General features: G+C 57.8%; 10 protein-coding genes and 1 rRNA gene. 9 read left to right on the forward strand and 2 right to left on the reverse strand.

All coding sequences use genetic code 11. From position 1 onward, the window contains the following. Nucleotides 1–9 precede the first annotated feature (9 nt). Complete coding sequence (gene fre / locus ATE40_RS22020; protein ID WP_025160385.1) at nt 10–711, forward strand: NAD(P)H-flavin reductase; 702 nt, start codon at nt 10–12, stop codon at nt 709–711. 172 nt (nt 712–883) lie between these two features. Here the strand turns inward: fre and fadA are convergent, their stop codons facing one another. Both fadA and fadB read right to left on the reverse strand, forming a co-directional pair. Further along, nucleotides 884–2,047, reverse strand: coding sequence for an acetyl-CoA C-acyltransferase FadA (fadA, locus tag ATE40_RS22025; RefSeq protein ID WP_063918298.1), 1,164 nt, complete (start codon nt 2,045–2,047; stop codon nt 884–886). 10 nt (nt 2,048–2,057) lie between these two features. Beyond that, nucleotides 2,058–4,247, reverse strand: coding sequence for a fatty acid oxidation complex subunit alpha FadB (gene fadB, locus ATE40_RS22030; protein WP_019455278.1), 2,190 nt, complete (start codon nt 4,245–4,247; stop codon nt 2,058–2,060). A 233-nt stretch (nt 4,248–4,480) separates the two neighbouring features. On the opposite strand from fadB, the gene ATE40_RS22035 reads away from it, so the two are divergent. The 8 genes from ATE40_RS22035 to birA all read left to right on the forward strand — a co-directional run bounded on the left by ATE40_RS22035 (nt 4,481) and on the right by birA (nt 13,988). Next, a complete protein-coding gene (locus ATE40_RS22035) occupies nt 4,481–5,677 on the forward strand; it encodes an MFS transporter (protein ID WP_063918299.1) in 1,197 nt (398 codons plus the stop codon). A 112-nt stretch (nt 5,678–5,789) separates the two neighbouring features. Continuing rightward, nucleotides 5,790–7,121 (forward strand): Xaa-Pro dipeptidase, encoded by a 1,332-nt coding sequence (pepQ, locus tag ATE40_RS22040; protein ID WP_019455276.1) that lies wholly within the window; start codon nt 5,790–5,792, stop codon nt 7,119–7,121. Continuing rightward, nucleotides 7,121–7,735 carry an IMPACT family protein gene (locus ATE40_RS22045; protein ID WP_063918300.1) on the forward strand — a complete coding sequence of 205 codons (615 nt, stop codon included), beginning with the start codon at nt 7,121–7,123 and terminating at the stop codon, nt 7,733–7,735. Before pepQ ends, ATE40_RS22045 begins: the two co-directional genes overlap by 1 nt. 35 nt (nt 7,736–7,770) lie before the next feature. Beyond that, complete coding sequence (gene trkH, locus ATE40_RS22050) at nt 7,771–9,222, forward strand: Trk system potassium transporter TrkH (protein WP_004934492.1); 1,452 nt, start codon at nt 7,771–7,773, stop codon at nt 9,220–9,222. A 21-nt stretch (nt 9,223–9,243) separates the two neighbouring features. Further along, nucleotides 9,244–9,777 carry a menaquinone-dependent protoporphyrinogen IX dehydrogenase gene (hemG, locus tag ATE40_RS22055; protein WP_004934493.1) on the forward strand — a complete coding sequence of 178 codons (534 nt, stop codon included), beginning with the start codon at nt 9,244–9,246 and terminating at the stop codon, nt 9,775–9,777. 392 nt (nt 9,778–10,169) lie between these two features. After that, a 16S ribosomal RNA gene (locus tag ATE40_RS22060) occupies nt 10,170–11,668 on the forward strand. A gap of 323 nt (nt 11,669–11,991) precedes the next feature. Beyond that, nucleotides 11,992–13,029 carry a UDP-N-acetylmuramate dehydrogenase gene (gene murB, locus ATE40_RS22065; protein WP_019456480.1) on the forward strand — a complete coding sequence of 346 codons (1,038 nt, stop codon included), beginning with the start codon at nt 11,992–11,994 and terminating at the stop codon, nt 13,027–13,029. Beyond that, nucleotides 13,026–13,988 (forward strand): bifunctional biotin--[acetyl-CoA-carboxylase] ligase/biotin operon repressor BirA, encoded by a 963-nt coding sequence (gene birA, locus ATE40_RS22070; RefSeq protein ID WP_019456481.1) that lies wholly within the window; start codon nt 13,026–13,028, stop codon nt 13,986–13,988. Before murB ends, birA begins: the two co-directional genes overlap by 4 nt. Nucleotides 13,989–13,991 lie beyond the last annotated feature (3 nt).

Consider the following 13,991-nt stretch of genomic DNA (forward strand, 5'->3'; position numbering starts at 1 on the left):
AGGGAACGCATGACAATATTGAGCTGTAAAGTGACCTCGGTAGAGGCCATTACCGATACGGTTTATCGGGTACGTCTGGTGCCTGAACAGCCGTTTTCTTTCAAGGCAGGGCAATATCTGATGGTGGTGATGGACGAGCGCGACAAGCGTCCGTTCTCGCTGGCATCTACCCCGACGCAGCAAGATTATATCGAGCTGCATATCGGCGCTTCGGAACTGAATTTGTACGCCATGGCGGTGATGGATCGCATCCTGAAAGAGCAGGCGATCACCGTCGACATGCCGCACGGCGATGCCTGGCTGCGGGAAGAGGGCAGCCGTCCGCTGGTGCTGATCGCCGGTGGCACCGGTTTCTCTTATGCGCGTTCAATTCTGCTGACCGCGTTGGAGCAGCAGCCCGATCGCGACATTTCTATCTACTGGGGCGGGCGTGAGCTGAAGCACCTGTACGATCTGAGCGAGCTGGAAGCGCTGTCGTTGCAGCACCCGAACCTGAAGGTGATCCCGGTGGTCGAGCAGCCGGATGCCGAATGGCGCGGCCGCAGCGGCACCGTGCTCAGCGCGGTGCTGCAGGATTTCGGGACGCTGGCGGAGCATGACATCTATATCGCCGGGCGTTTCGAGATGGCGAAAATCGCCCGCGAGCGTTTCTGCGCCGAGCGCGGCGCGCAGGAAGCGCATATGTTCGGCGACGCGTTTTCGTTTATCTGACAGAAGCGATGCACAGTGAACGGGGTGGCCGAGGGTCGCCCCGTTTTTATTTGGGCGTCGGCAAATTTCAGGCATAAAAAACCCGCCCCTGACAGGCGGGAAGAACGGCAACTAAACTTGGCGGGATGCCGCGATTTGAAGTGGTGACGCGGTCATCCCAAGATAGACACAGCTAAACGCGTTCAAAGACGGTGGCGATACCCTGGCCCAGACCGATGCACATGGTCGCCAGGCCAAACTGCGCGTCGCGACGTTCCATGTTGTTCAACAAGGTGGTCGAGATGCGAGAGCCTGAACAACCCAGCGGGTGGCCGAGCGCGATGGCGCCGCCGTTCAGGTTGATCTTGTCGTCGAGGCTGTCCATCAGCCCCAGATCCTTGATGCACGGCAGCGACTGGGCGGCGAACGCTTCGTTCAGCTCGAACAGATCGATGTCCTGCACGCTCAGACCGGCACGTTTCAGCGCCAGCTTGCTGGCCGGCACCGGGCCGTAGCCCATGATGGAAGGATCGCAGCCGACGACCGCCATCGAGCGGATACGGGCGCGGGCCTTCAAACCGAGCGCTTTGGCGCGCGATTCGCTCATCAGCAGCATGGCGGAAGCGCCGTCCGACAGGGCGGAAGAACTGCCGGCGGTGACGGTGCCGTTGACCGGATCGAACGCCGGGCGCAGGGCCGACAGGCTTTCGACGGTGGTTTCCGGGCGAATGACTTCATCGAAGTCGAAACGGGTCAGCACGCCGTCGGCGTCGTGGCCGTTGGTCGGTACGATCTCGTTCTTAAAGTAACCCGCCAGCGTCGCTGCATGCGCGCGCTGGTGGGAGCGGGCGGCGAATTCATCCTGCATCTGGCGGCTGATGTTGTGCATCTTGGCCAGCATTTCGGCGGTCAGCCCCATCATCCCGGCGGCTTTGGCCACGCTGCGGCTCAGGCCCGGATGGAAATCCACGCCGTGGTTCATCGGCACATGGCCCATGTGTTCCACGCCGCCGATCAGGCTGACGTGCGCGTCGCCCACCATGATGGCGCGCGCCGCGTCATGCAGCGCCTGCATCGAAGAGCCGCACAGGCGGTTGACGGTCACCGCCGGCACGCGGTGCGGGATCTCGGCCAGCAGCGCGGCGTTGCGGGCGATGTTGAAGCCTTGCTCCAGCGTCTGCTGCACGCAGCCCCAGTAAATGTCATCGATCTCGGCGGCGTCCAGCGCCGGGTTGCGGCTCAGCACTTCGCGCATCAGGTGAGCGGAGAGATCTTCGGCGCGTACCTGGCGGAAGGCGCCACCCTTGGAGCGGCCCATCGGCGTGCGTACGGCATCAACAATAACTACGTTTTCCATCTTTATGACCTCATGCCGGTTGGCGGGTAGCGACGTCGGACAGCGGTGTCGCCACCGGGTAGTAGCTTTCATTGTGCTCGGCCTTGGCGCGCAGACCGGCCGGCACCTGATACAGCGCGCCGAGGTGTGCGTAACGCTGGGCCAGCTCAACGTAGTTGGCGGTGCCAAGCGTATCCAGGTAGCGGAACGCGCCGCCGTGGAACGGAGGGAAGCCGATGCCGTAGACCAGCGCCATATCGGCTTCCGCCGGGCTGGCGACGATCTTCTCTTCCAGGCAGCGAACCACCTCGTTGATCATCGGGATCATCATGCGCGCGATGATTTCTTCGTCGCTGATGGTCTGGCGCGGTTGGCTCACTTCGGCCAGCAGCGCATCGGTCTGTTCGTCGTTGTCCTTGCGCGGCTTGCCTTTGTTGTCCTGGCTGTAACGGTAGAAGCCCAGTTGGTTTTTCTGACCGAAGCGCTGGCTGTCGAACATCACGTCAATGGCGTCGCGGTAGTCTTTGCTCATGCGATCCGGGAAGCCGGCGGCCATCACCGCCTGCGCGTGGTGCGCGGTATCGATGCCCACGACGTCGAGCAGGTAGGCCGGGCCCATCGGCCAGCCGAACTGTTTCTCCATCACTTTATCGATCTGACGGAAGTCGGCGCCGTCGCGCAGCAGCAGGCTGAAACCGGCGAAATACGGGAACAGCACGCGGTTGACGAAGAAGCCCGGGCAGTCGTTCACCACGATCGGCGTTTTGCCCATGCGGCTGGCGTAGGCCACCACTTTGGCGATGGTGTCGTCGCTGGTCTGTTCGCCGCGGATGATCTCGACCAGCGGCATGCGGTGCACCGGGTTAAAGAAGTGCATGCCGCAGAAGTTTTGCGGGCGCTTCAGCGATTTTGCCAGGTGATTAATCGGAATGGTCGAGGTGTTCGACGCCAGAACAGTGTCTTCACCGATCAGGCCTTCCACTTCCGACAGCACGGCGGCTTTCACCTTCGGATTCTCCACCACCGCTTCGACGATCACCTGCGCGCGCTCGATGCCAGCGTAGTCCAGCGTCGGCTGAATGGTCGACAGCACCTGCGCCATTTTCAGGCCATCCAGCTTGCCGCGTTCCAGCTGCTTGTTGAGCAGCTTGGCCGCTTCGCTCATGCCCAGCGTCAGCGACTTGTCGCTGATGTCTTTCATGATCACCGGCACGCCTTTCAGCGCCGATTGGTAGGCGATGCCGCCGCCCATGATGCCGGCGCCCAGCACCGCCGCCTGTTTCGGCGCATCCACATTCTTGGCCAGCTTTTTCGCCTGGCCCTTCACGAACTGGTCGTTGAGGAAGATGCCGACCAGCGCGCGCGCTTCGTTGGAACGCGCCAACGGCACGAAGCTGGCGGTTTCCAGTTTCAGCGCTTCATCGCGGCCCAGCTTGGCGGCGGCTTCAATGGTCTTCACTGCGGTCATCGGCGCCGGGTAATGTTTGCCGGCGGTCTGCAGCACCATGCCTTTGGCGGTGGTGAAGCTCATCGCCGCTTCGATCGGGCTGAGTTTCAGCGGCTCCAGCTTCGGTTGACGCGCGGCGCGCCAGTCCAGTTTGCCGTCGATCGCCTGTTGCAGCATTTTGAGCGCCGCTTCGGCCAGTTTTTCCGGCGCCACTACCGCATCGACCAGGCCGACTTTCAACGCGTCTTTGGCGCTGACGTCTTTGCCGGCGGCGATGATTTCCAGCGCGCTGTCGTTACCCAGCAGGCGCGGCAGGCGGACGGAACCGCCGAAGCCCGGCATGATGCCCAATTTGGTTTCCGGCAGGCCGATACGCGCGTCCGGTGAGGCGACGCGGAAATCGGTCGCCAGAATGCATTCGCAACCGCCGCCGAGCGCATAGCCGTTAATGGCCGAAATGGTCGGCACCGGCAAATCTTCCAGCCGGTTAAAGACGTTGTTGGCGAACACCAGCCACTCTTGCAGCTTTTCGGCCGGCGCGGCGAACAGAGAAAGGAATTCGGTGATATCGGCGCCGACGATAAACGCGGCTTTGGTGGAGCGCAGCAACAGCCCCTTCAGCGCAGGCTGGTTTTCCAGCACGGTGAGCGCTTCGCCCAGGCTGGCGACGGTGCGGGTATCCAGCTTGTTGACCGAGCCTGGTGCATTGAACACCAGCTCGGCGATGCCGTTATCGAGCCAGTGCAGTTGTAATGTTTCGCCTTGGTAGAGCATGTCTATCTCCTGAATCAGCGTATGATCTGGTATGACCAGATGAAGAGGAGTGTGGTTTTTATGTTAATAATATGCAAATAAGAGATTGCATATTTGCTGGTCGGATCACATCTCACCAAGTTAGTGTTTTGATTTAGAACGAAGTTATATTTTATGTGCTATCGGCATTTGCTGGAGTTGGTCGGCCCTCATACACTTGCTCGCAGCGATTGATCATTCAGACGAGGTTACGCATGAATAAGGCGGCTTGTGTCAAACGCAGCGGCTTATGGAGCATTCCCGCCAGAACCATGACGCTGGCGTGTCTGTTGGTGTTCATGGCACAAATGGCGACGACCGTGTACCTGCCTTCGCTGCCGACGGTGATGCGGGAGTTGACGATGAGCCGGCGAGCCACCGAGTTGTCCATTTCAATCTTCGTCATCGGCGCTGCGTTGCCGGTGCTGTTCTGGGGCGCGGCGGCCGATCGCTTTGGCCGTCGAGCGCCGCTGACGCTTTCCCTGTTTCTCTTCATTGGCTGCAGCGGGCTGTTGGCGCTGTGCAGCAACGGTGCCGAGCTGCTGACCCTGCGCGCTCTGCAGGGCGTCGGCGCCGGCGGTGCGGCGATCATTGCGCGTATCATCGTGCGGGATAACTGGAGCGGTGATGAGCTGGCGCGCCGTCTGTCGGTGCTCTCCATCGCTTTCATCACCGCACTGGGCGGGGGGCAGTTTATCGGCGGCCTGCTCAGCCAATATTCGCACTGGCAGATGGGCTTCGTCTTGATGGCCGCCACCGGATTGACCGTTCTGGCGCTGATGGTGACGCTGCCGCTGGAAGCGGGGCGGGCACGTGGGCCACGTCCGGCGATGGCGGCCACCTACTTCGCCATCCTGCGGCGGCCGGGGTTCTTTTGGCCGGCCTGCGTTGGCGGGCTGGGCTTCGCCACCACGGTGACGTTGCAGGAGGTGAGCCCGTTCGTCATGCAGCAAGGTTTTGGTCTCAACGTCACGGCGTTCGGCGCGCTGGGATTGGTGATCGGCATCGCCTACTTTAGCGGCGCGTTGACGGTGAACCGCACGGTGGCGCGTGTCGGCGGGAAAAAGCTGATGCAAACCGGCAGCGGCATCGTGGCTCTGGCGACGGCAGCGATCCTGCTGCTGTGGTGGAGCGGCATCCTGGCCGGCCTTTCCGGCATGGTGGTGTTCATCGCGCTGTATTGCCTGACTATTTTTGGCCAGGCGGTGCTGTTTCCCAACAGCATGGCGATGGCGGTCAGCGACGCCAAAGAGTACGGCGCCTATGCGATGGCGCTGTGCGGTTTTCTGCAGCAGTGTCTGGCGGGCGTCGCCGCAGCCGGCGCGGTGTTGTTGGAGCACCATGGCCTGTGGGCGCTGGCGATAGCGCTGCTCGGCCTGGCCGGCTGGCTGATGGTTAAACTGCGGATGTAACGGCATTTGCAGGGAATTGCGAGCTGCTCCGCATGCCCAACGCGATGAGGTTGGTGCGCCGGAGCGCTGTGTTAAGATGGCTTCTTTCGTGCTAAGGCATAAGGGTATTGTGATGGAAACGCTGGCTTCTTTGTATAACGACCACCTGGCAGAGCTGCAAAAACGCGCGCGCGAAGTGCTTGAGCGCAACAAGTTGGATGCGCTGCTGATTCACTCCGGGGAACTGCAAAAGGTATTTTTGGACGACCATAGCTATCCGTTCAAAGTGAATGCGCATTTCAAAGCCTGGGTGCCGGTGACGTCGGTGCCGAACTGCTGGTTGTGGATCGACGGCGTCAATAAGCCGAAGCTGTGGTTCTACTCTCCGGTTGACTATTGGCATAGCGTAGAGCCGCTGCCGAACAGTTTCTGGACCAAATCCCTTGAATTGATGCCGCTGGCCAACGCTGACGCTATTGCGCAGCAGCTTCCGCCTCAGCGTGAGCGCGTCGGCTATATCGGTTATGCGCAACAGCGCGCCCGCGATCTCGGCATCCCTTCTGAGAACATCAATCCGAAAGCGGTGTTGAACTACCTGGATTTCCACCGTTCGATCAAAACCGGTTACGAGCTGGCCTGCATGCGCGAAGCGCAGAAGACGGCGGTAACCGGCCATCGCGCGGCGCATGAGGCCTTCCTCTCCGGCATGAGCGAGTTCGACATCAACCTGGCCTACCTGACGGCGACTGGCCACCGCGATACCGACGTGCCTTACGACAACATCGTGGCGCTGAACGAACACGCTTCGGTGCTGCACTACACCAAACTGGATCACCAGCCGCCGGCCGAGTCACTGAGTTTCCTGATCGACGCCGGTGCGGAATATAACGGCTACGCCGCCGATCTGACCCGCACCTATGCAGCGCAAAGCGGCAGCGAGTTCGCCCACCTGGTGAAAGATCTCAATAGTGAACAACTGGCGTTGATCGACACCATCAAGACCGGCGTGCGCTATACCGACTATCATGTGCAGATGCACCAGCGCATCGCCAAACTGCTCAAGAATCACAAGCTGGTGAACGGCCTTAGCGAAGAGGCGATGGTTGAAACGGGCATCACCACGCCGTTCCTGCCGCACGGGTTGGGTCACCCGCTGGGCCTGCAGGTGCACGACGCCGCCGGCTTTATGCAGGATGAGCAAGGCACCCATCTGGCGGCGCCGTCCAAGTATCCGTTCCTGCGGTGTACCCGCGTGTTGCAGCCGGGCATGGTGTTGACCATCGAACCGGGTCTGTACTTTATCGACTCTCTGTTGGCGCCGTGGCGCAGCGGTGAGTTCAAGCAGCACTTCGCCTGGGATCGCATCGATGCGCTGAAGCCGTATGGCGGCATCCGTATCGAAGACAACATCGTGATCCACGAAAAGCGCATCGAGAACATGACGCGCGATCTGAACCTGGCCTGATGCGGCCGTACCCGATACCGGCGGAAGCAACCTGCTTTACCGAAGAGATAAAGAAGAGCCGTTTTATCACCCTGCTGGCGCCGACCAGCGGGGTAGAAGCGGCAAAGGCGTTTATTCAGCAGGTACGGGATGAGCACCCGGCGGCGCGGCACCACTGCTGGGCCTTCGTCGCCGGTAGTCCCGATGACTCGCAGCAGTTGGGGTTCTCCGACGACGGCGAACCGTCGGGCACCGCCGGCAAACCGATCCTCGCGCAGCTGATGGGCAGCGGTATCGGCGAAGTGACCGCCGTGGTTGTCCGTTACTACGGCGGCGTCAAATTAGGTACCGGCGGGCTGGTGAAAGCCTATGGCAACGGCGTTCAACAGGCGTTGAAGCAGTTGGCATTGGTACAAAAGGTGCCGGAAGCCGAATATATCTTGCAGTGCGACTATGCGCAGTTGGCGTTGGTGGAGAACTTGCTGCAGCAAACCGCAGGTCGGATCCTGCAGGGCGAATACGGCGCCGCCGTCGTGCTGCATCTGGCGTTGCCGGCCACCGAGGTCGATCTGTTTGGGAATAAATTGCGTGATCTCAGTCGCGGTAATTTGCAATTAACCCCCATTTCGCAATAATTCCTCCCAATTGAATTGCTAAGGATCGTGCTGAAATGCATTTTCGCGCCATAACCCGTATCGTTGGTCTGCTGGTCATCCTGTTCTCCGGGACGATGTTTATTCCCGGCCTGGTGGCATTGATTTACCGCGATGGGGCGGGGCGCGCGTTCAGCCAAACCTTCTTCGTGGCGCTGACCATCGGCCTGATGCTGTGGTGGCCGAACCGCAAACAGAAACACGAGCTGAAGCCGCGCGAAGGCTTCCTGATCGTCGTATTGTTCTGGACCGTGCTGGGCAGCGTAGGGGCATTGCCGTTCCTGTTTTCGGAACGGCCCAACTTGTCGCTGACCGACGCCTTCTTTGAATCCTTCTCGGGATTGACGACTACCGGCGCGACGACGCTGGTGGGGCTGGACTCGCTGCCGAAGGCCATTCTGTTTTATCGCCAAATGCTGCAATGGATGGGCGGTATGGGGATCATCGTGTTGGCGGTAGCGATACTGCCGATACTCGGCGTCGGCGGCATGCAGCTGTATCGGGCGGAAATGCCCGGGCCGCTGAAAGATAACAAGATGCGTCCGCGCATTGCCGAAACCGCCAAAACTCTGTGGCTAATCTATGTATTGCTGACCGTGGCCTGCGCGCTGGCGCTATGGGGTGCCGGGATGTCGGTGTTCGATGCCATCGGCCACAGTTTCTCGACTATCGCCATCGGCGGTTTTTCTACCCACGACGCCAGTATCGGTTATTACGCCAGTCCGACCATCAACACCATCATCGCCGTGTTCCTGCTGATTTCCGGCTGTAACTATGGCCTGCACTTCGCTTTGCTGAGCGGCCGCAGTCTGAAGGTGTATGGGCGCGATCCTGAATTCCGCATGTTTATCTTCGTTCAGCTGACGCTGGTGGTGGTGTGTACGTTGGTGCTCTGGGGGCATGGCGTGTACAAGAGCGGTATGGAAACGCTCAATCAGGCGTTTTTCCAGGTGGTCTCGATGGCGACCACGGCCGGTTTTACGACCGACAGCATCGCCAAATGGCCGCTGTTCTTACCGATGTTGTTGCTATGTTCGGCGTTCATCGGCGGCTGCGCCGGCTCGACCGGCGGCGGCCTGAAGGTGATCCGTATTCTGCTGCTATACCTGCAGGGCTCGCGCGAGTTGAAGAGGCTGGTGCACCCCAACGCGGTCTATACCATCAAACTGGGCAACCGCGCGCTGCCGGAACGCATTCTGGAAGCGGTATGGGGATTCTTCTCCGCCTATGCACTGGTGTTTATCGTCAGCATGTTGGCGATCATTGCCACCGGTGTCGACGACTTTTCCGCGTTCGCCGCAGTGACGGCAACGCTCAATAACCTTGGCCCCGGCCTGGGGGTGGTGGCGGATAACTTCACCACGATGCCGGCGGCAGCCAAGTGGATCCTGGTGGTGACGATGCTGTTCGGGCGCCTGGAAGTGTTTACATTGCTGGTGCTGTTCACGCCAACCTTCTGGCGTGAGTGAGCCTGATATAAGGAGTACGCCATGAAGGCATTGATACTTTATTCGAGCCGTGACGGGCAAACACGTGCTATCGCTTCTTATATAGCAAGCAAGTTGCAGGACACGCTGCGCTGTGAGGTGATCGATCTGCTGCAGGCGGAACAGGTCGACCTTAGCCAGTATCAGCAGGTGATGATCGGCGCCTCCATCCGCTACGGGCACTTTAACCCGGTACTGGATAAATTCGTTAAGCGCCATGCCGAACAGCTGAATAGGATGCCGAGCGCGTTCTTCGCGGTGAACCTGACCGCGCGTAAACCGGAAAAGCGTTCGCCGCAAACCAACGCCTATACCCGTAAGTTCCTGTTGGCCTCGCCGTGGCAGCCAAAACAGTGCGCGGTGTTTGCCGGCGCATTGCGTTATCCGCGCTATCGTTGGTTCGACCGCATCATGATTCAATTTATTATGCGTATGACGGGCGGTGAAACGGATACCAGTAAGGAAGTGGAGTACACAGATTGGCAGCAGGTCGATCGTTTCGCCCAGGAATTTAGCCAGATCCAGTACGAAAAGTGACAAAAACGCGGGTTTGGCCAGCGTTTTGCCGAAAAAATCCGCGCTTGAAAAGTTTTTTGCAATTAGGGGTTGCGGCCCGCCGAGAACTCCCTATAATGCGCCTCCACTGACCGGGAACAACGACTGACAAGCCGCCGGGTCAGCGAGAGAAAAGCGAAATAAACGCTTGACTCTCCGGGCGAAAAGCGTAATATACGCAGCCCGCGCCGATGAAGTTTCTCGGCACTGCTCTTTAACAATTTATCAGACAATCTGTGTGGGCACTCCACAAGACGATATCCAGCATCTTCGGATGCAAAAAAATATCAAGTCTTGAAGAGTGACTAACTGAAGTAAAATTCATGCAGTAAATCTTTGAGCATCGCTTCTCGAGTGGAAGCAAATCAAGCTTTTAATTGAAGAGTTTGATCATGGCTCAGATTGAACGCTGGCGGCAGGCTTAACACATGCAAGTCGAGCGGTAGCACAAGAGAGCTTGCTCTCTGGGTGACGAGCGGCGGACGGGTGAGTAATGTCTGGGAAACTGCCTGATGGAGGGGGATAACTACTGGAAACGGTAGCTAATACCGCATAACGTCGCAAGACCAAAGAGGGGGACCTTCGGGCCTCTTGCCATCAGATGTGCCCAGATGGGATTAGCTAGTAGGTGGGGTAATGGCTCACCTAGGCGACGATCCCTAGCTGGTCTGAGAGGATGACCAGCCACACTGGAACTGAGACACGGTCCAGACTCCTACGGGAGGCAGCAGTGGGGAATATTGCACAATGGGCGCAAGCCTGATGCAGCCATGCCGCGTGTGTGAAGAAGGCCTTCGGGTTGTAAAGCACTTTCAGCGAGGAGGAAGGTGGTGAACTTAATACGTTCATCAATTGACGTTACTCGCAGAAGAAGCACCGGCTAACTCCGTGCCAGCAGCCGCGGTAATACGGAGGGTGCAAGCGTTAATCGGAATTACTGGGCGTAAAGCGCACGCAGGCGGTTTGTTAAGTCAGATGTGAAATCCCCGGGCTCAACCTGGGAACTGCATTTGAAACTGGCAAGCTAGAGTCTCGTAGAGGGGGGTAGAATTCCAGGTGTAGCGGTGAAATGCGTAGAGATCTGGAGGAATACCGGTGGCGAAGGCGGCCCCCTGGACGAAGACTGACGCTCAGGTGCGAAAGCGTGGGGAGCAAACAGGATTAGATACCCTGGTAGTCCACGCTGTAAACGATGTCGATTTGGAGGTTGTGCCCTTGAGGCGTGGCTTCCGGAGCTAACGCGTTAAATCGACCGCCTGGGGAGTACGGCCGCAAGGTTAAAACTCAAATGAATTGACGGGGGCCCGCACAAGCGGTGGAGCATGTGGTTTAATTCGATGCAACGCGAAGAACCTTACCTACTCTTGACATCCAGAGAACTTTCCAGAGATGGATTGGTGCCTTCGGGAACTCTGAGACAGGTGCTGCATGGCTGTCGTCAGCTCGTGTTGTGAAATGTTGGGTTAAGTCCCGCAACGAGCGCAACCCTTATCCTTTGTTGCCAGCGGTTCGGCCGGGAACTCAAAGGAGACTGCCAGTGATAAACTGGAGGAAGGTGGGGATGACGTCAAGTCATCATGGCCCTTACGAGTAGGGCTACACACGTGCTACAATGGCATATACAAAGAGAAGCGACCTCGCGAGAGCAAGCGGACCTCATAAAGTATGTCGTAGTCCGGATTGGAGTCTGCAACTCGACTCCATGAAGTCGGAATCGCTAGTAATCGTAGATCAGAATGCTACGGTGAATACGTTCCCGGGCCTTGTACACTGGCGGGCAGTGTGGGGTCTCCCCATGCGAGAGTAGGACACTGCCAGGCATCAAACAAAGCCGAAAGCCCTGAACTGACGTTCAGGGCTTTTTGCTATGCGTAAAATAATGTCATGACTGTCTTTATTGTTTATAAAAATACCAATTTCGGGCGCATGTCCATACTCTCATAAGCATGCATAATGTTTTTGATGAGGTAAATTGTCAGCTCAATATATAATTGATAGCTCCAGATTATTATTTAAATAATAAAAATGTCTATTTATGAACATGTAGATAAGAGTTTTCCTGTTATATCAAAGATAAGTCTTAATTCTTCCGCGCATTCCTCGATAAATTTCACGTTAATTAAAACAAATATTAGCCAGGCGCCTCGAATCGAGTAGACTAGGCAACAGATTATTTCCGGATGAGTACTGAACGTTATGTCTACTGAAAGCGCGTCTTTAAAAAACCACAATACTTTTGCGCTCCCGGTCAACGCAGCGCACCTGATCATGGCCGATAGAATTGAGCTGATGCTCAAAGTTTGGCAACAAACGCGCAAGCGTCAGGAGCCGCTGCTGATTCTCGGTGAAGGTAGCAACGTGCTGTTCCTGGAAGATTTTGCGGGCACGGTGATGGTTAATCAGCTAAAGGGCATCGATGTTCGGGAAGATAATGGCGCCTGGTATATCCACGTCAGTTCCGGTGAGAATTGGCACGATCTGGTGCAATATACGCTCCAGGCAGGCATCTGCGGGTTGGAGAACCTGGCCTTGATTCCCGGCTTGGCCGGCTCCGCCCCTATCCAGAACATAGGCGCCTACGGTGTCGAATTGAAAGATGTCTGTGAGTATGTCGATCTACTGGATTTCTCCACCGGTGCCATCGATCGCATTCCGGCAGCCGATTGTGGTTTCGGCTATCGGGAAAGCATTTTCAAACACCGTTTCCAAACCGGGTATGTCATTGTCGGGCTCGGTCTGCGTCTGAGCAAGCAATGGCAACCCAAACTGAGTTATGGCGATCTGACCAAGCTGGATCCCGCCACGGTGACACCGCTTCAGGTATTTGAATCCGTATGCGCGATGCGCCGCAGTAAGTTGCCAGACCCGCGTGAAACCGGCAACGCCGGCAGCTTTTTCAAGAATCCGCTGGTAAACGCGGGGAAAGCCGCTGAACTCATCGCGCAATACCCCGGCATGCCGCATTATCCGCAGCAGGGGGACCAGGTGAAGCTGGCTGCCGGTTGGTTGATCGATCAGTGCGAACTGAAGGGATATCGTATCGGTGGCGCAGCGGTACACCGCCAGCAGGCGCTGGTGCTGGTGAACCTCGACAATGCGCACAGTCAGGATGTGGTGGCGCTGGCGCGCCATGTACGCAAAACGGTGGCCGATAAATTTGGCGTGTGGCTGGAACCTGAGGTGCGCTTTATTGGCGCGACCGGTGAGCTGAATGCTGTGGCGGTGCTGTCATGAAAGATACCAAGGTCCCATTAAAGCTGATTGCACTGCTGGCCGACGGCGAGTTCCATTCCGGAGAACACCTCGGTGAGTCATTGGGCATGAGCCGTGCCGCAATTAATAAGCATATCCAGACCATTCGCGAGTGGGGACTGGATGTCTTTACCGTACCAGGCAAAGGCTACAGCCTTCCTGGCGCCATTCAGCTGCTGGAAGCCGAACGCATTCTCAGTCTGCTGGAAGACAAGCGCGTGAGCGTGTTGCCAGTCGTTGATTCCACCAACCAATATTTGTTGGATCGCATTGCCGAATTGAACTCGGGCGATGCCTGCGTGGCTGAATATCAACAGGCGGGGCGAGGGCGTCGTGGGCGTCAGTGGATCTCGCCATTCGGTGCCAATTTGTATCTGTCGATGTTTTGGCGATTGGAACAAGGCCCGGCCGCAGCGATGGGGCTCAGCCTGGTGATCGGTATGGTGATGGCAGAAGTTCTGCAGCGTCTCGGTGCGGCAGACGTACGCGTGAAGTGGCCCAACGATCTTTACCTGAACGATCGTAAACTGGCGGGGATCCTGGTTGAATTGACGGGGAAAACCGGCGATGCGGCCCAACTGGTTATTGGCGCCGGCATCAATCTGGCGATGCGTGATACCAATGCCGGCGGAATAAATCAGGGATGGATCAACCTGCAAGAGGCCGGCATTAACATCGATCGTAATGAGTTGACCGCCACTCTGCTCAATGAACTGCGGCAGTCGTTAAAGCAGTTTGAGATAGATGGACTGGCGCCATTCATTGGCCGCTGGCGCGCGCTGGATAATTTTATCGATAGACCGGTCAAACTGCTGATCGGTGAGCGGCAGATTGTGGGTATCGCCCGGGGTATCGACTCACAAGGTGCGCTTTTGCTGGAGCAGGATGGGGAAATCAAACCCTTTATCGGCGGGGAAATATCGCTGCGCAGCGCGGAATAGTGA

Source organism: Serratia surfactantfaciens (genome assembly GCF_001642805.2).
In the GTDB taxonomy this organism is placed as follows: domain Bacteria; phylum Pseudomonadota; class Gammaproteobacteria; order Enterobacterales; family Enterobacteriaceae; genus Serratia; species Serratia surfactantfaciens.

What these genes read in the sequence shown, in the direction of transcription:
- fre (WP_025160385.1), top strand. Translation starts at nt 10, where the DNA reads ATGACAATATTGAGCTGTAAAGTGACCTCGGTAGAGGCCATTACCGAT.
- fadA (WP_063918298.1), bottom strand. Translation starts at nt 2,047, where the DNA reads ATGGAAAACGTAGTTATTGTTGATGCCGTACGCACGCCGATGGGCCGC.
- trkH (WP_004934492.1), top strand. Translation starts at nt 7,771, where the DNA reads ATGCATTTTCGCGCCATAACCCGTATCGTTGGTCTGCTGGTCATCCTG.
- fadB (WP_019455278.1), bottom strand. Translation starts at nt 4,247, where the DNA reads ATGCTCTACCAAGGCGAAACATTACAACTGCACTGGCTCGATAACGGC.
- ATE40_RS22035 (WP_063918299.1), top strand. Translation starts at nt 4,481, where the DNA reads ATGAATAAGGCGGCTTGTGTCAAACGCAGCGGCTTATGGAGCATTCCC.
- murB (WP_019456480.1), top strand. Translation starts at nt 11,992, where the DNA reads ATGTCTACTGAAAGCGCGTCTTTAAAAAACCACAATACTTTTGCGCTC.
- hemG (WP_004934493.1), top strand. Translation starts at nt 9,244, where the DNA reads ATGAAGGCATTGATACTTTATTCGAGCCGTGACGGGCAAACACGTGCT.
- ATE40_RS22045 (WP_063918300.1), top strand. Translation starts at nt 7,121, where the DNA reads ATGCGGCCGTACCCGATACCGGCGGAAGCAACCTGCTTTACCGAAGAG.
- birA (WP_019456481.1), top strand. Translation starts at nt 13,026, where the DNA reads ATGAAAGATACCAAGGTCCCATTAAAGCTGATTGCACTGCTGGCCGAC.
- pepQ (WP_019455276.1), top strand. Translation starts at nt 5,790, where the DNA reads ATGGAAACGCTGGCTTCTTTGTATAACGACCACCTGGCAGAGCTGCAA.